Source organism: Brucella cytisi, from assembly GCF_038433355.1.
Lineage (GTDB): Bacteria > Pseudomonadota > Alphaproteobacteria > Rhizobiales > Rhizobiaceae > Brucella > Brucella cytisi.
Genome location: NZ_JBCAUP010000002.1, coordinates 344,324 through 364,234 on the forward strand (window position 1 = coordinate 344,324; position 19,911 = coordinate 364,234).

The following is a 19,911-nucleotide window of genomic DNA, read 5'->3' on the forward strand; positions in this document are numbered from 1 at the left end:
GCTACACCCTCAACAGCCGATACGGATCAAGCAGCCAGCGTGCCGATCTGTTCTCGAACAATTCGGCAGTCGATTGTCGCTCGCGGTTCTCATAAAGGTCTCCCGCGATAAGCAGGACAGCCGCGTCCACCTCGGATTCAGCGCCAGCGGGCACGGCGTCGCGGTTCATGTAGCGCAACGCAGACCCTTGAGCTGCGGCCAGATAGCCCTCTAGCTCCGTATCCTCATCATCGAATTCAATTCGAAGATGTCGCTTTAGCCGATCAAGATCCACCGCCACGGTCGAAGCCCTTCTTCTTAGCAGGCTCATCTGCGACACAGCCCAGAGTTCGCGCAACCTCGGCAATGCGACCAGTCAGGGTATCGCCAACATCAAACTGGCGCGGATAAACCTCACCTTCAGGCACTGCCTTGAATGCCTTCGCAACACGCACTTCCATCAGCGCCTCCTGTATGAAGGGCGCCCGAAGGCGCCCCGTTACTATTCAGATTAAGGCGTCGGTGCCGTTGCGATCTTGTGGTAACGCAGGGCCGTCGGGTCAGTAACGCCGCCGCCAACGCGTTTCGTGGTGTAGAACTGCACGAAAGGCTTGTTGGTGTACGGATCGCGAAGGATGCGAATACCCGTGCGGTCAACCACGAGATAACCGCGCTGGAAATCACCGAAGACAACCGGGATGGCGTCGGCGGCAATGTCCGGCATTGCGGCAAGCTCGCTGACCGGGAAGCCAAGGATCGTTGCAGGCTGGCCAGAAACCAGACCGGGCTGCCAGATGTAATTGCCCTGACCGTCCTTCAGTTTACGGATGGCGCCCTGAGTCTTGCGGTTCATAGTAAACCGCGCATTCGGAGTGCGCTCACTTGGCAGGTCGTAAACCAGGTCAATGAGGCCGTCGGTCGTAAGACCAGCTGCGTCACCGCTATTCACGGTCGGGATTGCGCCCCACGGGTGCGAATTCGCCGCCGTATAGGTCAGTAAACCCTTGGGCTTGTCGGTGCCATTGCCGGAAACGAACGCAATGCCTTCCTGATACGCGAACTCAGTCTCGACTTCACTGGCAAGCCAGTTTTCGAGATTGATTTCGGAATCGTCCAGCAGGCGCTGCGTTGCCGCAGGATTGGCGTAGATTTCGCCGGTATTGAACTTCACCTCGGCGAACTTCGCAGACTGCGTTTCAGGACGCTCGGCAGTTTCGCCCACCCAGCCCGACGCAGTAGCGCGGTCGTTGTAGAGCTTGGAGAAACCATTGCCGGCGATCTGGATTACCGACGCAATCGACCGCAGCGGAGAAACGATCTTCAGCTTGTCCGTGATCGTGCGATCCCATTCCGTTGGTGCCGTATAGCCCCCGTCTTCGGGAACGCCAACGCTCATTGCGGCCTGCGGGTTCTTCTGGATTGCAGACTGAATTGCAGCCTCATCGCCCTTGCGGAAAAAGCGATCGAATGCCTTGCTGTATTCAGCATTCTTAATATCGCGTGCCGGATGTGAGGCGCCGGCGGTCTGGAGCGCGGCGAGCTTCTGGGCCTGCTCGTCGAGAGCCGCCTGAAGATCGCTGACAGTGGCATTGATGCGATCAACCTTTTCGGTGCGAACGACATCTTCCGTGCCCTTCTTTACGTCATTAAGAGCTGCGCTGTGTTCTGCCTTGAACGCTTCAAATGCGCGGCCCTGCGCTTCAATGAGCGCCTTGATTTCATCGGGTTCCATTTGGTTATCCCTTGGAAAGAATATTGGTTGTGCTGACAAGAGCGGCCTTGATGCCGGTCATGTCTTTGGCTCTGGTCTTGCCAGCGTCGCGCGTGGCGTTCTCGGCGGCATCGCGCTCGCCTCGAATTTCATGGAGAAGTTGAGTACGCGAACGGCGCGTCTCACCTGCGGCAGCCAACGCCCGGTCAATCCGGCGCATCGCTGCAATATGTGTGGGAAGTTCAGCCTTTGCGTCGGGCTTGCCAGTTCCGGCGCCCTTCTCGTCCGCAAAGCCCTTTTCGATGGCCTCATCAGCCGACAGCCAAGTGCCGTCTGACGCCTTTGACGGACCATCCAACAGAGAAAGCACGACGTCCTGCGCCAGTCCGGTTCGGGCGGCGTAAATATCGGCCATCGAACTATCGAAGGACTGAAACAGCGTCGCGGCATCGGTAAAATCATGCGTATTACCGACGGCGAGCCCCCACGCTCGGTGGATCATCATCATCGAACCGGTCGACATGATCACCCTGTCGCCAGCCATCGCGATGATTGATGCCGCAGACGCCGCATAACCCATCACATTGACAGTGACTTCGCCGGGATGGCTTGCGAGGAGATTGTATATCGCCAGCCCTTCGAACATGTCGCCGCCTGGCGAATTCACGTTCACGGTAACCGGGTTCTTCCCGATAGATCGAAGCGCGGCGGCGGCTCGCTTGGCCGTAAACCCGCCTCCGCTCCAATAATCTTCGCCGATCACATCAAAGATCGAAATTGTGTTCGGATCGTCTGCTTCTGCCGCTTGTGGAGCGCTCTCCCACCGCTCCAAGGCGGAGAGAGGCACATCCCACTGATACGACTTCGGTCGCGCAACGGCAGCGGCGGGCGTTCTGTTAAGGCTCATTGCGTGTTCCTGAAGGAGGGCGGCCAGTTTCTGGCTGCGTCAGTGGATTTTTGAGGCTGTCCGCGTCCGGATCGTCGCTCTGGCTCAAGCCCACATAGTCGCGAGCTTCATTCTGGGACATCCACGGTCTGGAGCCACCCGAACCCAAGGCTTTCGCGAGGAATTCGGCTTGGTCTTTGATCGAACCGCGCAGCAATTCGCGCTCATCGAAGTCAGCCTGATACGATCGACGCTCTTCGCGGGTCAGAAGGCATCGCGAAACCGCCTGCTCCCAAGCGATGAACCAGGGTGCCAAGCCATAGCGAACGAAAAACTGGCCAAGGGTTTCAATACCGCTGCCCCACGATGTGTCGTCCATCATCAAAAGCGGCCGAGGCACACCAAAAGCGCGCGCAACCTCCTCGATCTGATGATTTCGCGTCTCGATCTGCTGGCTGTCTCTAGCCGTCTGCGAGAACGGCTCAGCCTTCATACCCTCCTCGAGGATCAGCCATTTGTGCGCGTTTTCCGCGCCGGAGAACTTTTCCTTCAGGCTGGTATCGAGGTTTTCAAACGCGTCATCGCCGAGTTTGCCGGGATGCGTGAGTGCGCCACCGACCATTGTCCCGTTCTTAAACAGGCGAGCCGCAGCTTTCTCTGTCTGCATAGCAAGGCCGATAGCCTCTTTTGCCTGCTGGACCCGTGAAAGACCGATAACGCCATCGTCTGTCATGTCGCGGAGATGGAAAACCTCCGACTGGGGTAGTTCGACATATCGACCGCCCTTCAAGACGACTTTGTAGATGACGGTCAGGTCGTCTTTCTGCTCGACGGTGACATTCGTCGGGTGCAAAGGCTGCAAGGCCACCACACGCTTGCCGCTTCGAACAATACGAGCGAAAGCATTGCCGTAGGTCAGCGCATGTGACTGCAACTGCCGACGGAATTCATACGCTGTCTGCCAGTTATTCGGCTGCGCAAGCAGAACATCAAAAAGAGAATGATCATCAGCTGGATGAAGTCGGCCCTTCCCGTCCTTGTACATCAGGTAGAAAGGCAGCATTCCGATGCTGCCGGAGATGAGGTCCACACAGCGAAAGACCGTTGTGTTGAACAGTGCAGCTTTCGGCGTTACCGCCATGCCGCTTGCAGTTTCGGCACCTCCGCCAATAAAGGCGGCCAGCCTTGGGTCATCCAGGCCATCGAAATATTGCCAGTCAGCTCGCGGAGCTCGTTTCGGCGCGACCGAAGGCGCCGCCTCCGGCTTGGGCCGGAACAGGTCTAAAATACCCATATCTTTCCTTGTTCCGATTAGCCGGCCATTCGGATGCCGCGCTTCTTATAGACGGACTCTTTCGGCGTAACCGCGCCGTCCATCGCCACACCAACCGACATTGCCAGAGCGACAGCAGCGTCGATGCGCACCGATGCCTTCGTCTTGACGAACCACCGATTGTCTTGCGGGTCATGATCGAAGGTTGCGCCCATCAGGGCAGTCATGAGCACCGGACTGCGCCGCATGCGAATGCGACCATCGATAATCATGTCTTCAAGCGCCAGAACCGAACCCGGCATCCACAAGCCTTGCGGCGGTGGCAGGCCAGCTGCTTTCGCCGCTTCTACCTTTGCAGGCTCAGGCCGCGCCCGAACCTTGCCGCCCTGTGGGTGTGCGACATGTTCAATGTCTAACCCGAGCGCTTCGACTTCCTCGCGGAACTTGTCGTAGGCGTAGCGGTCATAGGCGATGGCTTGAATATCGAAGGCTTGATCGATTTGCTGCACCCGCGAGGCAACGAAGTCATATCGAATTCGCTTGCCGGGCGGAGCATTCAACCAACCCTGTTTTACCCAAAGCGCATACGGCGCCTTGTCAGCCTGTTCCCGCGCTTCGAGCGTATCGGCTGGCGTCCAAGCCTCTACCCACGCATCAAACGTCGGCAGATTTACTGTAGACCCGTCCTCGCGCTCCATTTCCTTGAAGCCAGTCGGCACAACGCACGCAAGCACGGTCATGTCCTTGCTGCCGGACAGGTCGACGCCCATGAAAATCGGCTTGTCTGCGTGTTCGACTTCGGGGGCGAAATCGTCCATTACACTTTCGACGGTCTCGCGCGGCATCCATGCCTTGTCGGCATCGGTCCAGCAGCAGAAATGCAGGCGCAAAATGCCGTTCAGCTTGCCTGGCATCTGCTTTGCCTGAGCGACAACGCCGGCCAAATATTCCTGCGTCAGGATAACGCCGAGAAGCGGGTTAGCCTTCTTCCAGCAGGTTTCGTCCTTGAGCGGATCGTCGCCCTTGTCCAGCGCGCAGACGTAGGAAAACGTCGTATCGTCGATCACCTCGCCGACATAAGCGAAATCCTCGTCCGGCGTCTGCGTTCCAGCGGCTACCTTTACGGCGTGCTCGTGCTCTTCCCAGCAAATGCTGTTTCGGTCACTGCCTGAGTTCGTAATCATCAACAGTAGAGGCTGGCGACGAAACTTGAAGCCGCGCTCCAGCATTTCCATCGTCGATCGGTCAGGATGTTCGTGAACCTCGTCGCAAAGCGCAAAGTGCGGACGCGGTCCCGAGCCAGACTTGCCGGAATCCTTCGAGATCGGACGAAAGAACGATTGCGACTTGTGATGCGCGATATTGAACTCGCGTCCGATGCCGCCGCTGAACTTCAGCCGTTCGACCAGCGCAGGAGCGGCGCGCACCATTTTGACGGCGTCCTGGAAAAGGATGCCCGCCTGTTCTTTCTTGGCAGCAGCCGCATAAATCTGGGCGCCAGCTTCCTTGTCGGCAATAAGGCCGTACAAACCGACACCGCCAGCAAACGGTGACTTGCCGTTGCCCTTGCCTTCCTCGATGTAGGCACGGCGAAAGCGGCGCGAACCATCGGCCCGTTTCCAACCGAAGAGCGAACCCAGCTTGAAGGCCTGTGAGGCATGCAGCTTGAAAGGCTTGCCTTCAAACTGGCCTTCGGAGAGCTTTAGTCGTCCTTCAAAAAAGCGAAACACGCGATCGGCAGCATCGTCGTCCCAGTAAAGCCCGCGCTCATGGCCATGTTCGAGGTCGTCGAAATGGCGGCGGCAGGCATTGCGAACGTGAGGGCCGGCAACTTCTCTGCCATCAATGACAGCTTGCGCATAAGCGCTCACACGCTCAAGCGCAGGCATATCAGTCAAGCAGATCATCCTTTTCTTCGCATTCGTCAGGTGTCGCCACCTTGGACGCGTCAGCAGGCGTCGCACCCATCTGGCCAAGCATCTGGCGAAGCAGATTCATCGCCTGCACTCCAACCTCCTGCCCAGCCATGATGCGACCCTGAATCGTCGAGGCCATACCGACGAGCGTGCGGTGCGATTCATTCAGCCAGGGCAATTCTTTCGCAAGAAGCTTCCAGGCCGACTTTGCTTTGATATCAGCGCCATCCTTCAACCAAACGGGAGGATCGCCAAGCGGGCCGTTCGCTGCCGGTTCCTTGCGTTTTTTGTACCGGCCGGCGTTAATTTTATCGCGACCCTCCGTTTTAGCTTTGGATAGGGGATTTCTCGGCTTTGCCATGGATTTACTCACTTAGAGGCAGTGCTTAGAATATTGATCGATTGGGGTGAATCAAAATGGGGCTTCTAAGTTGTCTAGCACGGCGCGATATCAAGTATTTCTTAGTTCGACATTCACCGATCTCAAAGAAGAGCGAGCTGAAGTAATTCAGGCGCTTTGGGAACTCGATTGCATCCCCACCGGAATGGAAGCTTTCCTAGCTTCAAATATTTCGCAGTGGGACGTAATTCAACGCGTTATCGACGAGTGTGATTACTACATTTTGATAATTGGAGGACGTTACGGATCTGTAACTGAAGATGGCATAAGCTATACTGAAAAAGAATATGACTACGCAAAAAAGATAAACCTACCAATACTTGCTTTTGTCCATGCTAAACCGGACGATATCCCAATCTCAAAATCTGAAAGTTCTGAGGGTCTACGAAAGAAGCTCGAGGCTTTTCGAAATAAGGTCATGAAGGCTCACCCAGTGAGACATTGGAACACCGCACACGAACTTGGAGGTTTGGCGTCCCGCAGCCTGATACAAGAAATAAAACGAACGCCAAGGCCTGGCTGGATACGCAACGACGGTGAATCTCCAGTCGAGTTGCTGAAGCGTATTGATAGCCTAACCCAAGAAAATATAGACCTAAAAGCAAAGCTAAAGGAAAATTCTGCTCAAGTAATTCCTGGCGATGAACTAGCTAGCGGTAAAGATGTTACTGCACTTGAGGGTATTCTTTTTGCTGCCAAGGGGCCTGGCGCAGGATACGCAGATAGAAAAAAATACCGTTGGGAAGCTGAAATCACCTGGGATGAAATATTCCGGAATATTGGTCCCTTTTTAATTAATGAAGCCAATGATCGGACAATCGAAAACGAACTCGCCAGATTCTGGCTACGATCGAATACTGATTGGAATAAATACAAAATCTATGAGCCGTCCATTTCCAAGTCATCGTATAACGATGTTATCGTCCAGTTAAGAGCACTTAATTTAATTCAGACTGGTCAAAAACGGCGAGGAGTTAACGACCGCGGCAGCTATTGGTCACTGACTGACTATGGAGATCGTTATTTGGTCGCTCTCAGAGCAAGGCGCAAAGACGGATCGCAGCTACTTGATCTTCATAAAGATGAAAGTGACGAGGACGACGCAGAATCGGTAATTTGACCCATATTCTGAATTGCAGATGCGTGCGCTGTGGGTCCCCGCCGGTCCGGGGCTGGCGCGTCTCTGGACTTTTCGACACCCCCCCCCGAAAGGGGTCGGGAGGGTGACCCTCCATGATATCACATTGGTCGAAGGTCGTCAAGAATATAATGAGAAAAAAGTGATATTTTTCAATATTTTTTCGCTTTTTCTTCATGTATCACTTCAATTGACCGGCCACCCGTCCGGTCCGAACCGAACGACATCTTGGCCGAGCTCTTCACGCTGCTTGATGCGGTCATGGCATGGTGCGCAGAGGCTTTGGAGGTTGTCGGGATCGAAGAATAGCGCCTCGTCTCCCTTATGGGGAATGCGATGGTCACACACCGTTGCTGGCGTGACGTCCTCTTGCTGCATGCAATAGGCACACAACGGATGAGCAGTCAGTTGCCGCTCACGCAAGCGTTGCCAGCGTGCGGTCTTGTAGAGCTTGCGCCATGCACTGGCCTCTGTGCTGCGGCGGTCAGGTCTAGCCATGCCTACCTTCGAAATGGTGCCCTAGCGAGGGATCGAACCCCGGACCATCCGCTTACAAGGCGGCTGCTCTACCATCTGAGCTACACGGGCAATTGGTTGACCTGCGACCGCAAAGGCGATCTCGCGGGCCAAGCCCTGGAACAGGTCGATTGGTTGCGGCAGGTCGGATTCGAACCGACGATCTTCTGGTTATGAGCCAGACGAGATGACCACTTCTCCACTCCGCATGAATTCAGATGGCGGGGAGCCACGTTCGTCGTGCTGTTAACACGTTGTAGGCTCAACCCGCCTAACCAGCAGCCGGAGGAGAAACGGCGCTGGGATAGTGACCCCACCAGCAATGCCGACAGGGGCGGCTCTTGTAACCGCACTGAAATGAAAAAGGCCGCGCATGGCGGCCTTGATGTAGTCTTCCCCTCATTGGGGACTTGGCGTGGAATGGCTTATAAGCGCTTCCCCTCATTAGGGTGCTGGCGCACAATCAAGTGCACCTTCCCCTGATACGTGGCTTGGAATGAAATCGTTGAGCAACGCGGATGGCCTGAAGCTGCTGATGGGCTGACAACCCTGCTGACCTCGCCGCTTCGGTCTGCGTCAACTTACCGTGGTCGCCCTCGGCAAGTGTATCGGTGCGCTTGCCTTGTCCATCTATTTGCTTCAACAACTCTCCTGCCCGACGGATGGCGCGGGCGCGGAATGAATGAAATGCTTCCTCACCTGTAGCCGACTTGAATGCGCAAAACATTCCTAAAATCGCTGTTTTGTTTTCGTCGGCGATAAAAGACCAATGATTTCAATCAGGCGTTAGGAAACAGGCAAATTTACCCGTTTCCTACAGCCCTTCACTTTAATAGGTTATGAGACTGCGAAATACCTACCTACACGGCAGTCAGGCTACGGAAAAACTTGCAGACCCTACCTACTATACTCACCATAAATAGCCGAAAAGTACACATTTCGAGCGAAAGCGTATACGGCATAAGAAAAAGGCCTGCGTTTTTAACAGGCCTTCTTTGACGAAAATAGCACTGTAATTATAGTCTTCCCATCCATACCAATCCTGAAGCAAAATAACGTCTTCAAAACCAGTGCTTTGTATATGAGAATGGAAAAACTAAAACAAAAACAACAAATCCGTTAGTGTTCGGTAGCCTCAAACATCCAGTTTACGCTTTTAGGGCGAGGTTTCCTGAACGGAACTTCTATTTTAGCGGCCCGCCAAGCTGCTTTATTCTCAATTGCAAGACGGTTACACTCACCCTCTAGTTTGGCCATAGCGGCCCGTACAGTGGCGTTCTCGCTTTTTCGCTGGTATGCATCGGAAATTTGCCAAATCGCTGCCAGCAGGATTGCTGTGGCATAAGCTCGGCGTTGTTGGTCAGTAGAATAGCTTGCCGCACATGGCAGGTCTTTCAATGGCTTGTTTTCGACCAGCGCAGCCAAGGCCAGATCGTGTAGGCGGATCGCCGGGCGGTTGCTGTCATCAACCCACATGGCTATGGCGGCGTGCAGGTCGATACGATCTTCCATCGGTATGCCTGCCAAAGCGGCGCGTATATTTCGTGCTGTGTGTTTCATGTTGTCTCCTCGTGTTCGGTGGTGTGTAGAGTGGTTGGTGGCTGGTCGGGTAATTCATGCTTGTCACATGTTGTCCCCTTCACGCGTGAGCGTATGTCCGTAAATTCATCCAGAATGGATAAGAGATAGACAAAAAAATTATTCACTCACGCGTGAATGTGACAAGTAGCGACAACTAGCCTTTGGCCGCTGCTTTAATGGCCTCGCGGGTCTCTTGCCTCTCAGTTGCTATTTTCGCAGCTAGATCAGCAAATCTGTCATGGATGAGCGGGTTGACCCGGTATTTCGGCGCCCGTTCGTTTTTGCCAAGCGGTAATGGATCAACCCAGCCGTAGGCGTCGAGCTGTTGCATGACACGCTCAAGATCGACAGAATCCATCCCTCGCAGCAACGCTGTTCCGTGCCTGTTAAGAAGTCTCGCTGAGACGACGTCGCACAGATCCTTATTGGTCAATATCGAGCCTGCCGCATCGGTTAATGCTCCGTGCATGTCCGTCGCGCCAAGAATGTTAAAGTGAAGCGCTATCGCATGCTTGAGCAAATAATCATGCAATAACGATTTGGCTTGCCTTGCTGTATCTAAATCGACTTCCTTGGGTAGGTCTTGATCAATATTCTTGATGACATGCAGCAGAATACTGAGGCGCCCGAACATTCCATCGAACTTACCTATATGCGTCGCCAGGCGCTTATTAATGCGCGCCCATAAGAGTTCCATTTTACGATGTTCGCTTGCCAGCTCATTACGGAACTCTTGGGCATCATCAGAAAACCTGAAACACCAACCTGCCGGCATTGAAGTGCGCAGCCGATAAAGACTCTGCACCAAGTGGGCGTAAACGTTTTCATCGATGCCTGCTGGCTCGTCTTTATCATCCCCGCCGGATTTCAGCATAATGCAGAACATTCGCTGCAAGAGACCGTCATCGGTTAGATCCTTGGCAATCTTACGCAGTGGGTCCGGCTGAATACCGCCAAGGAGTGTAATCGAAATATTCGGAATCCAGATCGAACCTCGTCCAACGCGGTCAACCGAATAAGAACCACCGCCAAACGACTTGAGCCAAAAAGCACGATCAGCACCTGACCCTTTAGCGCCCGAATACTTTTCCATGCGAGCGAACCACCCAGACAATTCATCGTCGATAAGCGCCAATCCAGCCTCGTTATTCGATAGGATTTCTCCGACCTTTTCAGGCGAGCTATCTTCTGTAGCGACGCGTTTAGCGATCGGTTCTGATTTGCCTTTCTTCGCCTCCTTATCTAGCCCGAACCATTCCCGCATTGCGTCCCGATGATCGCGCTGCAATTCGGCCTCAATGGCCAACAATGGAGTGCTGGCGGCCTTGATAAGCGGAGATTTGCGGGTTGATGGATCACCAATTGCCATCATCCATACGCGAGGTGCCTCTTTCCAGCTTTCGTGGCGCTTCATCTTAAGGGTGATATTATCCGGAATGGCAGCGGCGCACACGGTAAGTGCGGCCATCGCGAGGCCACCGGGATCGACACCCATTTGTTCGGATCGCGATACAGCAAAACTTTCAATGACTGGCGGGAAAACACCACTCGGCATTGCAGGGCTTTGTGCTTCTGCAAATATATCGACAGGCTCAACAGTCGCGGCATGGGTTTCAGGCAATGGCGCTTCGTTGTTCACTTCTAGTCCGCGCTTTGATGCTCGCGCTTTTGCAATAAACCTCGACGTTTCGACAGGGCGCGTGCCGTCATCATAGTTGTCATTTGCCGGGGCTGGCATTTGTCGCGGCTTTAGGTAACCAGCGTCCAGACCGCGCCGGATTTTCGCCCGAATTTCCTTTTCGCCGTCCTTTTCCACAACGCCATTTGCGAGCGCCGCATCAAATAGTCCGCGCTCGGCTTCGGCCCGTTCAAGTGCACCTGCGCCAACAAGCTGGCCCAGCGAGAATGCGCTTGCATTGACCTGAAAGCCGCGTCGACCTTCTGTCGTGTTGGCAAGTTCGGCAAGCTCAGCTTCCATCGCAGCCATGACATATCGATCATGCCCGTCTGCCTGATATGACCAATCCGAAGGCGAAACTGTTACGGGTGGCGGCAAGATCAGGTCAAGCAGCCATTGCGGAGCATCCTCCACCGCAGGAAGGCCCTCGCCGTCCTGGTCGATCCATTCATAAGTGCGCCCATCGGTCGTGACGCTTCCGGCTGCAATCACGAAGCCGCCTTCGCCTCGAACGTCGAGCCCTTTGGATAAGGCCCCGCGATTGCGGACCCCATCGACGTGATTAAAGTAATAATGCAGACCGCCGCCTGCAGTTTTCACCATAGCAGTTTTCGGTAATGGGCTATTTGCGGCTTCAAGTGCAGCCAGAGCGGCCTTCCCGTCGATTAGCGTCCCGTCGGCTGTGTGATGCATATCGACATCTAGAACGAATATGCCGCTGCGTTCGCCGGTAGGGATTCCAACCATAGCACCGCCATGCCGCTCCTTATCCCACCAGGCGCGAATAATATGCTCTCGCGATGTAGCATTTTTCAGACCTTTTGAGGTCAGAGGCGCTTTGGCTGGCAAAACGGTGATTTCGCCGGTTGCCTTATCGACCAACTCGATGTCGCCAGCTCGGCACGGGAATACAGGAATGCCGTGCGAGATATAGCTTAGTGCCAGATCAAGCATGGGGTCAGTCTGACCAGAAGTTGAATTATTAACTGCGACCATAGCGGGCGACGGCCTCCTGTTTTGCGAGAACGACAAGTTCGTCCGCAAGGGAAATGGGGAGCGTGACTGAATAACCGAAGTTGTCTTTCGGACCGAAAACGCGAAGTCCGTTGCGCGTTTCTGCAAGCCGCATCCGATAAATCTTCAAGCCGTTCGGAAATTCAGCGTCGAAGAAATACTTGGTTCCCCCAGCGCCAACGCGCGCCGGGGTTATGTTCAGGATCGTGGCGGATGTCATGCGGCCTCGACAACGACGTTGTGTGGCGTGAAGAACAGTTCGCCATCCGAAGCGCGTCGCATCACGGCTTCCTTGCCGTGCAGTTCGGTCGAATCTTCAATTCCGCAAAGACCGACACTTTCGCAGAGGCGTCCAAGTTCCGTCTGCCCTCGCTCCTGGCGACGATAAACCGGGCTTTCCAGAACGATGTTGAAGTGAAATTTGCTTTCGTCGTAACGCCAGTCGCAAAAAACGGCCAGTACCTTTTCCTTGCCGATCGTATCGACAAGTGTTTCGTTTATGATGAATGCCCATTCATCCCGCTTATGGATGGAGTTTCGGCCGAGATGGGCGGCCAGGCGCAGTGTTGCTACGGACATGTTGTTTCCTCGTGTTTGGTCGATGGTAATTAGTGAAATCGCGGCGCGCTTGGATCGTCGCAGGTGAGTGGCTCACTGTGGTGCGGCACCGGCCGCCACTCGGTGCAATATCCTGTTTCCCGTCCCTGCTGATCATGGCTCGTGATGCCCCACGCCTGTTCCAACTCACCGGCATTCCAGCGCAGATATGGCGTCGGCGCTTCCGTGGTGTAGGGAACAAAAGCGATGGGAAAAGCTTCTGCTTTGCTCATAAATTCTCCTCGTGTTCAGGCGCGCGTCGGCCCATGGCGCGGGCTGTTGCGCATGCGGTTTGTGGTTGTGGTGTGGTTAGGCGGCTCGGGCTTCTTGCTCAGCCATCCAGTTTCGCAAGCTACTGCGGCGTGCGGCTACCGTGGCCTTTGGACCCCTGCCAAGTTTGAATGACGGCATGAGCCCGTCATAGATTAGTCGGTAGGTCTGACGGCGGGTGATGCCAAGAAATTTGGCAATTGCGTCCGCGCCCATAAGCAGGTCGCGGTCATTATCGTTATCGCTTGTGACTTCCATGGTCTCCTCGAGCTTGGTTGGTGAACAACAGGTAACGACGCGAAATTAACATGCCTCGCGGCGCATCCCGTTAATGGGGTGTTAACGCGAAAAAATAATTGCTCATATGGATGTTGGTCGTCGGCCCCGTTCTGATGGCGGTCGGCCTGCCTGTCTGGCTCTGCGCTGTCGATCAGCGACTGAATATAGAGAAAGAGACTCCGTGCGATCTGTCAATGAAGATTGACTAGAATTTTCGTATTTTACTTTCATGCGCCACCCTGCTATGTGCTCCACGATATCAGGAGGTCAATGTGGCGACGATCACAAAACGAAAATGGAAAACCGGCAGGGGCGAAGATCGCGAAGCGTGGGTTCTCGCGTACACCGATCAAGCCGGTAAGCGTCACAAAGAACAATTTACAAAAAAGCGGGATGCTGATGCCAGGCGCGTGGAAGTGGAAGGTCAGGTAAAGTCTGGAACCTATCGCGCCGACGCTGCGACAACGACAGTGAAAGACGCATGCGATGAGTACGTCAAATACATGCGAGGCAGAAAAAAGCGTAACGAACGCGTGACAGAGCATTACTTCAAGAATCTGGAGGGGCAGCTTTACAACTACGTGGCCCCGGAACCCGATCGCGCGATATCATTCGAAGGCGGTATCGGCGATGTGAAGCTCTCGCAACTGACCCCTGGTAGCGTGAATGCATTTCGTGATCGACTTCGCGACTTCGGTGTCGGCGTAGTGACGACACGTCGTATACTAGGTTCCCTTTCCCGCGTACTGAGGTATGCGGCGGACAACGACATGATCGCGACCAACCCTGCGAAGGGTGTCCAGGTCATCGGGCGGCGGGACGAAGGGTCGAAAAAGATTGTGCCGCCCTCGAAAGCCGATCTAGCGACACTGCTTGCTGTGGCTGATGCCGATACCGCTTTGAAAATTCGCTTCGCAGCTGCGACAGGGCTGCGGGCAAGCGAGCAATGGGCTTTGCGCTGGTCACACCTTGATCTGAAGGGCGGGCAGTTAACCATCGACTCACGGGTCGATGTGTATGGAAATGTGGATGTGACCAAATCTGAATCCGGCACACGCGAAGTTCCAATCGCCAAGGCGATCATAACCGAGCTGCTGGCCTGGAAATTAAAATCAAAATTCAGCAGCGATGGCGATCTTGTCTTCCCTAATGAGAAGGGAAAATTCATCGATCACCACAATTTCGTAAATCGGTCGTTCAAGCGCGCCAAAGAAAAAGCGATCAAAAAGGCGCAGGAAGATGACAAGCCTTTCAAGCCATTTGGCTGGCATGCACTTCGTCATTTCGCGATCTCGACCTGGATCGAAGCTGGCCTTCAACCTAAGACAATACAGACCTTCGCCGGACATTCGACATTGGCGGTCACGATGTCCAGATACGGACATTTATTCCCAAGCGACGATCATGCAGCAGCCATGAACAAAATAGCCGATGCGATATTCTCCAATCCTATCGATGGCGCATGAATGGCGCATATTCACCGAAAACCCCGAGTTACCGCCACTTTATTCTGATTTGTAATCAGGGGGTCGGGAGTTCGAGTCTCTCTGGGGGCACCAGCACATCGCCTTTGAATTGACTTTTATGCAGTGATTACAATTACATAAGTTAGTTGATATTTTTATCGTCACCTGCGACCTCAAATCAGTTTTATTCTGCAATGTAGATTCGATGCGCATCATTTTGATCGCACACATCACCATTTTCAGTTTCAAGACGCTCTATGCAGGTTTCCAGATTCAGTTCTGCCAGTTGGCCAATTGGGATCAGCGCCCGCATAACGATAATGTCTTCCTATAAATACTAGATCGTTTTGACCGACGGTCGGATCGACATGGGCATAATCACAGGATGTTCAGCGTGTTAGGAGAGTTGACCACCGGAACGGGAACCGGCATCGATCCATTTCGTTCATTTCGACGGCGGGTGCGAAACTAACAATGGATAGGTGCCATGTACAAATTTTCGGCAATGGCAGCGGCGATGGTGATTATGTCGGCTTTTGTTTCAGCCGTTCCCGCACAGGCCCAAAGTATTGAGATCGGTCCTAATGGTATTCAAGTCAACCCGGACAGCGACCGCCGGGTTATTCCTGATCGTCGTTCCGAACGGGATGAAATCAGCGAACGTCGGGCTGCGAGGATTGCACGTAGCGAGGGAATGGATGAAGTCGAAAGCATTTCACGACGCAGAGGCGCGTATATTGTCCGAGGAATAGACCGTCGAGACAACGATATGCGTGTAGTCATTGATCGTCGCACCGGGGAAGTGCTTGAGGTACGCTAGTCCATAGTTGCAGTGCCCTCGGGCACAATTAGATCCATCTTGATCCGTCGGGCCCTCCTCCCGAAGTCGTGTCGCAATTTCGGGAGGAAAACGCACACTACCAGTTGCGTACGCAATAGCCACGCGGTGTCAGATGATATCCGCGAGCGCAGACCTTATGGACAGGGCGGTTTCGCACACAAACGCCATTTCTGTTCAAGTGCCAGCCACGGGCGCAACGTGCTCTGGCCCGATTGGGAACACAGCGTCCATAGCGATTCATGTGCCAGCCAGGCCCACACCGCCACCCGACCTGCTCCGCAAGACTACCAGCATCATACGTATTCGTGGGTTGTGGCATTGGCAAAGCGGATGACGGCGCCGAAAAAGACATGACACCACCGAAAACAAGAAGAGCAGTTAGGCCGCTTCTGACTGACATCGTTACATCCTCCATAGTCAGCACTCCCGCCTCATTGAAAATAGGCGCTGGCGATTGAATGGAAGATGAATGATAAAATTTCCGTCTAGGTGTCCACGAAATAAAAATGCGGCTCAAGGAGCCGCATTTTGTTTGCATCGATCAGATTTCAGTACCAGCCGACAGCCACCTGGGCCTCTTCGGACATACGGTCCGGCGTCCAAGGTGGATCGAATGTCATCGTGACTTCCACCATGGAAACACCCTCAACGGCGCTGACTGCGTTCTCAACCCAGCCCGGCATCTCGCCTGCCACAGGGCAGCCGGGAGCAGTTAGAGTCATTTCGATTTTCACGGTGCGATCATCTTCGATATCGATCTTGTAGACGAGACCGAGTTCGTAGATGTCGGCTGGAATCTCGGGATCATAAACCGTCTTCAAGGCCGCGATGATGTCGTCCGTCATACGCAGGAGGTCTTCCTGCGGGATGGCAGAAGCGGAAAACACCGAATTGCCTTCGGCCTTTTCTCCGCCCTCGACAGGCGCGGTATCGGCTTTGTCCTGAACTTTCTGTTCCATATCGGTCATCCGAAAAACTTCCTTGCCTTTTCCAAGGCTTCCGCCAATGTATCCACTTCAGCACGGGTATTATACAGGGCGAAGGATGCACGGCATGTAGAGGTAACGCCGAAGCGTTTCAAGAGCGGCTGCGCGCAATGTGTTCCGGCACGGACCGCAACCCCTGCCCGATCGATCACCATCGAAACGTCATGCGCATGAATTCCCTCCAGCGCAAACGAGATGATGGCTCCCTTGTCCGGCGCATTGCCAAAAATGCGCAATGAGTTGATCCGGCCGAGCTGTTCATGAGCATAATCGCACAGGTCTTCCTCATGGGCGAGGATCGCATGACGACCGATCTTCTCCATATATTCAAGTGCGGCGCCAAGACCGATGGCCTGAACGATAGGCGGCGTACCCGCTTCAAAACGATGGGGTGGATGGTTATAGGTGACGTTTTCTTCCGTCACTTCCTCAATCATTTCGCCGCCGCCCTGGAAAGGACGCATCTTCTCAAGCATTTCCGAACGGCCATAAAGGACGCCTATGCCGGATGGTCCGTAAACCTTGTGGCCGGTAAAGACATACCAGTCGCAGCCGAGATCCTGCACGTCGACAGGCAGGTGCACAGCGCCCTGGCTGCCATCGACCAGAACCGGAATACCACGCGCATGGGCAAGCTCAACGATCTTCTTGATCGGCGTCACCGTTCCAAGCGCATTCGACATATGCGTGATGGCGACAAGCTTGGTTCGCTCCGTCAGACGCTTTTCGAATTCTTCGATATGGAAGATGCCTTCATCGTCCACCGGCGTGAAAACCAGCTTTGCGCCCTGTCTTTCACGAATGAAATGCCATGGCACAATATTGGAGTGATGCTCCATGATCGACAGAAGGATTTCATCGCCTTCGCCGATATTCGGCATGCCATAACCATAGGCGACCGTGTTGATCGCTTCGGTCGCGTTCTTCGTAAAGACAATTTCGTCCACAGAACCGGCGTTTAGAAAGCGCCGTACCGTCTCACGCGACTTTTCATAGGCATCCGTTGCCGCATTTGACAAAAAATGCAGGCCGCGATGAACATTGGCATATTCGTTGGAATAGGCGTGCGTTACAGCGTCGATGACGCTCTGAGGCTTTTGCGCCGATGCGCCATTGTCGAGATAGATCAGCGGCTTGCCGTGCACTTCTCTCGAAAGGATCGGAAAGTCGCGACGGATCGCCTCGACGTCATAGCGCGCTACAAGCGGATTCTTCTGGTCCATGATCGTTCCTCTTGCCGTTTCGGCAGGAAAAGGCAGAGCGTGCACCCGCACACTCTGCCTCAATCAATCAGGCGTGGGTGGCGAGCCAGTTGGACAGCACTTCTTCTAGTGCCTCAACCAGCGTTTCGTCTTCCAGCTCTTCGATAATCTCGGCGATGAACGCCTTGATCAGCAGGCCACGTGCCTCGTTTTCGGGTATGCCGCGTGCCATCAGATAAAACAGATAGTCCCTCGACAATTCGGCAACCGTCGCACCATGGCCACACGCCACGTCATCGGCAAAGATTTCGAGTTCAGGCTTGGCATCGAACTCGCCTTCATCCGAAAGCAGCAGCGTGTTGCAGGCCATGCGGGCATCGGTCTTCTGGGCGATCTGCGCAACGCGGATCATGCCCTGGAAAACGCCACGCGCACGGTCCTTGACCACGTTGCGAATGATCTGGGTCGAACGCGTGTTTTCCACCAGATGGCCGACCGTCATGGTGACATCGGTGTGCGTGTCGTCAGCCAGAAGATTGAGACCGCGAAGCTCGAAGTCGGAATCCTCACCCGTCACATTGACGTGCACTTCCTGACGAACCAGCTTGCCGCCCGCATTGACGATATAGAGCGTGAGCTTGGAGCCCTTGCCAATCGTCGCATTGAACTGCGAAAGCTGCGTTGCCTGACCGAAATCACGCAGGATGATCCAGAGGATTTCAGCGCCGTCGCCAACGGTCACATGATTGACAGAGGTGGAGAAGGCATCGCCTTCGCCGCCGTTCTGGCGTTCCACGATGATGCCCTTGACATTTGCACCGATGCGGACAGGAAAACGAGTGTGTCCCTGTCCGGCCTTCTGGATGTTCTGAAGCTCCAATGGCGCTTCCAGTTCGGTGTCATCGGCGATGGAAACCATCCAGCCATCGCTGACATAGGCAGCGTTGATCTGGCCGATCGTATCGTCGAAGCCGCGCGACCGAAGCTGGGTGACGAGCGAGCCGTCGGCCAACGCCTCGCGAACCGGGGTCAGCGACACACCTTCAGGCGCTTTCGCGGTAAGAGCCACGCCATTGCTTGTGGCAGCGATGGACGAACCGGCGATGAGGGCAGGCAATGCCTGTGTTCCGGCAGCGGCATCGAATGGCGCCACACCCTTCAGAAGCGTACGGAAATCCGTGTAATGCCAGCTTTCGACGCGGCGGGACGGAATGCCGTTCTCCTTGAGAGTTTCAAGCGCCGCATCACGTGCAATGACAACATCGCCATTGCCCGGCAGGTCGCCCATGCGGTCGGCAAAATTGTCGATCAGCGCGCTTTCAGCGGGTGTTCGCGGCTTGATAGCCGGGGCGGTCTGGATATTCATGATCCATCCCTCCTCAGGCAGCTTCGCCGATTACGTCGGCATAACCATTTTCTTCAAGGTGCAGCGCAAGGTTCTTGTCACCGGACTTGATGACCTGGCCCTTGTAAAGCACGTGCACACTATCCGGAACGATGTGTTCGAGCAGACGCTGGTAGTGCGTGATGACGATCACCGCGCGGTCCGGCGAACGCAGGGCATTCACGCCTTCCGAAACGATCTTCAGCGCGTCGATGTCGAGGCCGGAGTCGGTTTCGTCGAGGACGCAGAGGCTCGGCTCCAGAAGCTGCATCTGAAGAATTTCAGCACGCTTCTTCTCACCGCCAGAAAAGCCGACATTCAGCGGACGCTTCAGCATGTCCATGTCGATGCTGAGCTTGCCAGCAGCGTCCTTCACGCGCTTGATGAACTCCGGGATCTTCAGTTCCGGTTCGCCACGCGCCTTGCGCTGGCTGTTCATCGCAACCTTCAGAAATTCCATCGTGGCAACGCCCGGAATTTCCATCGGATACTGGAATGCGAGGAAGATGCCCTTGGCGGCGCGTTCAGCCGGGTCGAGTTCGAGGATCGACTCGCCGTTGTAGAGAATGTCGCCTTCCGTCACTTCATAGTCTTCGCGACCAGCGAGGATATAGGAAAGCGTGGACTTGCCCGAACCGTTCGGACCCATGATCGCAGCAACTTCACCCTTGTTTACGGTGAGGTTCAGGCCACGGATGATCTCGGTATCCGTGTCGGCGATCTTTGCATGGAGGTTCTTGATCTCAAGCATGAATGTAAACCTTGTTCTAATGCCAGGAAAAGGCTGGCCAGAA

23 protein-coding genes and 2 tRNA genes are annotated in these 19,911 nt (G+C 54.6%); 4 read left to right on the top strand and 21 right to left on the bottom strand.

All coding sequences use genetic code 11. From position 1 onward, the window contains the following. Position 1 precedes the first annotated feature (1 nt). Genes AAE521_RS03935 through AAE521_RS03965 form a run of 7 tightly spaced genes read right to left on the bottom strand, consistent with a single transcriptional unit; the run spans position 2 to position 6,126 of the window. Positions 2-280, bottom strand: coding sequence for a head-tail connector protein (locus AAE521_RS03935; protein WP_264358596.1), 279 nt, complete (start codon positions 278-280; stop codon positions 2-4). Beyond that, positions 264-440 carry a hypothetical protein gene (locus tag AAE521_RS03940; RefSeq protein ID WP_342060524.1) on the bottom strand — a complete coding sequence of 59 codons (177 nt, stop codon included), beginning with the start codon at positions 438-440 and terminating at the stop codon, positions 264-266. The genes AAE521_RS03935 and AAE521_RS03940 overlap by 17 nt, the downstream gene beginning before the upstream one ends. Positions 441-490: 50 nt before the next feature. Further along, positions 491-1,711 (bottom strand): phage major capsid protein, encoded by a 1,221-nt coding sequence (locus AAE521_RS03945; RefSeq protein ID WP_342060525.1) that lies wholly within the window; start codon positions 1,709-1,711, stop codon positions 491-493. Between the two features lie 4 nt (positions 1,712-1,715). Next, the gene (locus tag AAE521_RS03950) at positions 1,716-2,597 is read right to left on the bottom strand and encodes a head maturation protease, ClpP-related (protein WP_342060526.1); all 882 of its coding nucleotides are present in this window, start codon (positions 2,595-2,597) and stop codon (positions 1,716-1,718) included. After that, on the bottom strand, positions 2,587-3,870 hold the full coding sequence (locus AAE521_RS03955) for a phage portal protein (RefSeq protein WP_342060527.1): 1,284 nt from the start codon (positions 3,868-3,870) through the stop codon (positions 2,587-2,589). Before AAE521_RS03955 ends, AAE521_RS03950 begins: the two co-directional genes overlap by 11 nt. 17 nt (positions 3,871-3,887) lie before the next feature. After that, the gene (locus AAE521_RS03960) at positions 3,888-5,738 is read right to left on the bottom strand and encodes a terminase large subunit (protein ID WP_342060591.1); all 1,851 of its coding nucleotides are present in this window, start codon (positions 5,736-5,738) and stop codon (positions 3,888-3,890) included. 1 nt (position 5,739) lies between these two features. Then, positions 5,740-6,126, bottom strand: a complete 387-nt coding sequence (locus AAE521_RS03965; RefSeq protein ID WP_342060528.1) for a hypothetical protein — start codon at positions 6,124-6,126, stop codon at positions 5,740-5,742. Between the two features lie 70 nt (positions 6,127-6,196). Between AAE521_RS03965 and AAE521_RS03970 the strand changes: the two genes are divergently transcribed. Next, the gene (locus tag AAE521_RS03970; protein WP_342060529.1) at positions 6,197-7,285 is read left to right on the top strand and encodes a DUF4062 domain-containing protein; all 1,089 of its coding nucleotides are present in this window, start codon (positions 6,197-6,199) and stop codon (positions 7,283-7,285) included. 204 nt (positions 7,286-7,489) lie between these two features. Here the strand turns inward: AAE521_RS03970 and AAE521_RS03975 are convergent, their stop codons facing one another. The 9 genes from AAE521_RS03975 to AAE521_RS04015 all read right to left on the bottom strand — a co-directional run bounded on the left by AAE521_RS03975 (position 7,490) and on the right by AAE521_RS04015 (position 13,217). Next, the gene (locus AAE521_RS03975; RefSeq protein ID WP_342060530.1) at positions 7,490-7,801 is read right to left on the bottom strand and encodes an HNH endonuclease; all 312 of its coding nucleotides are present in this window, start codon (positions 7,799-7,801) and stop codon (positions 7,490-7,492) included. Positions 7,802-7,815: 14 nt separating this feature from the next. After that, a tRNA-Thr gene (locus AAE521_RS03980) sits at positions 7,816-7,891 on the bottom strand. Positions 7,892-7,951: 60 nt separating this feature from the next. Continuing rightward, positions 7,952-8,028, bottom strand: a tRNA-Met gene (locus AAE521_RS03985). A 910-nt stretch (positions 8,029-8,938) separates the two neighbouring features. Beyond that, a complete protein-coding gene (locus AAE521_RS03990; protein WP_342060531.1) occupies positions 8,939-9,379 on the bottom strand; it encodes a hypothetical protein in 441 nt (146 codons plus the stop codon). Between the two features lie 175 nt (positions 9,380-9,554). Next, the gene (locus AAE521_RS03995; RefSeq protein ID WP_342060532.1) at positions 9,555-12,074 is read right to left on the bottom strand and encodes a DUF3987 domain-containing protein; all 2,520 of its coding nucleotides are present in this window, start codon (positions 12,072-12,074) and stop codon (positions 9,555-9,557) included. After that, complete coding sequence (locus AAE521_RS04000; protein ID WP_342060533.1) at positions 12,061-12,312, bottom strand: hypothetical protein; 252 nt, start codon at positions 12,310-12,312, stop codon at positions 12,061-12,063. The genes AAE521_RS03995 and AAE521_RS04000 overlap by 14 nt, the downstream gene beginning before the upstream one ends. Beyond that, entirely contained in the window at positions 12,309-12,671 is a 363-nt protein-coding gene (locus AAE521_RS04005) for a hypothetical protein (RefSeq protein WP_342060534.1), read from the bottom strand. Before AAE521_RS04005 ends, AAE521_RS04000 begins: the two co-directional genes overlap by 4 nt. Before the next feature lie 29 nt (positions 12,672-12,700). Next, positions 12,701-12,922: a hypothetical protein gene (locus AAE521_RS04010; protein ID WP_342060535.1), complete on the bottom strand. Its 222-nt coding sequence runs from the start codon at positions 12,920-12,922 to the stop codon at positions 12,701-12,703. A 76-nt stretch (positions 12,923-12,998) separates the two neighbouring features. Continuing rightward, positions 12,999-13,217: a helix-turn-helix transcriptional regulator gene (locus AAE521_RS04015; protein WP_071633046.1), complete on the bottom strand. Its 219-nt coding sequence runs from the start codon at positions 13,215-13,217 to the stop codon at positions 12,999-13,001. 293 nt (positions 13,218-13,510) lie between these two features. Between AAE521_RS04015 and AAE521_RS04020 the strand changes: the two genes are divergently transcribed. From AAE521_RS04020 to AAE521_RS04030, 3 genes are all read left to right on the top strand, one after another. Continuing rightward, entirely contained in the window at positions 13,511-14,704 is a 1,194-nt protein-coding gene (locus AAE521_RS04020; RefSeq protein ID WP_342060536.1) for a tyrosine-type recombinase/integrase, read from the top strand. Positions 14,705-14,909: 205 nt separating this feature from the next. Further along, on the top strand, positions 14,910-15,038 hold the full coding sequence (locus AAE521_RS04025; protein WP_342060537.1) for a hypothetical protein: 129 nt from the start codon (positions 14,910-14,912) through the stop codon (positions 15,036-15,038). A gap of 153 nt (positions 15,039-15,191) precedes the next feature. After that, entirely contained in the window at positions 15,192-15,524 is a 333-nt protein-coding gene (locus AAE521_RS04030; protein WP_036583967.1) for a PepSY domain-containing protein, read from the top strand. Positions 15,525-15,621: 97 nt separating this feature from the next. On the opposite strand, the gene AAE521_RS26725 is transcribed toward AAE521_RS04030, so the two are convergent. The 5 genes from AAE521_RS26725 to sufC all read right to left on the bottom strand — a co-directional run bounded on the left by AAE521_RS26725 (position 15,622) and on the right by sufC (position 19,868). Continuing rightward, entirely contained in the window at positions 15,622-16,083 is a 462-nt protein-coding gene (locus AAE521_RS26725) for a GCG_CRPN prefix-to-repeats domain-containing protein (protein WP_374864435.1), read from the bottom strand. 10 nt (positions 16,084-16,093) lie between these two features. Continuing rightward, entirely contained in the window at positions 16,094-16,513 is a 420-nt protein-coding gene (locus AAE521_RS04035) for an SUF system Fe-S cluster assembly protein (RefSeq protein WP_010661287.1), read from the bottom strand. Continuing rightward, positions 16,510-17,754: a cysteine desulfurase gene (locus tag AAE521_RS04040; RefSeq protein WP_342060538.1), complete on the bottom strand. Its 1,245-nt coding sequence runs from the start codon at positions 17,752-17,754 to the stop codon at positions 16,510-16,512. The genes AAE521_RS04035 and AAE521_RS04040 overlap by 4 nt, the downstream gene beginning before the upstream one ends. 67 nt (positions 17,755-17,821) lie before the next feature. Beyond that, positions 17,822-19,099, bottom strand: a complete 1,278-nt coding sequence (sufD, locus tag AAE521_RS04045) for a Fe-S cluster assembly protein SufD (RefSeq protein WP_342060539.1) — start codon at positions 19,097-19,099, stop codon at positions 17,822-17,824. Between the two features lie 13 nt (positions 19,100-19,112). Further along, positions 19,113-19,868 (bottom strand): Fe-S cluster assembly ATPase SufC, encoded by a 756-nt coding sequence (sufC, locus tag AAE521_RS04050; protein WP_012092132.1) that lies wholly within the window; start codon positions 19,866-19,868, stop codon positions 19,113-19,115. Positions 19,869-19,911 lie beyond the last annotated feature (43 nt).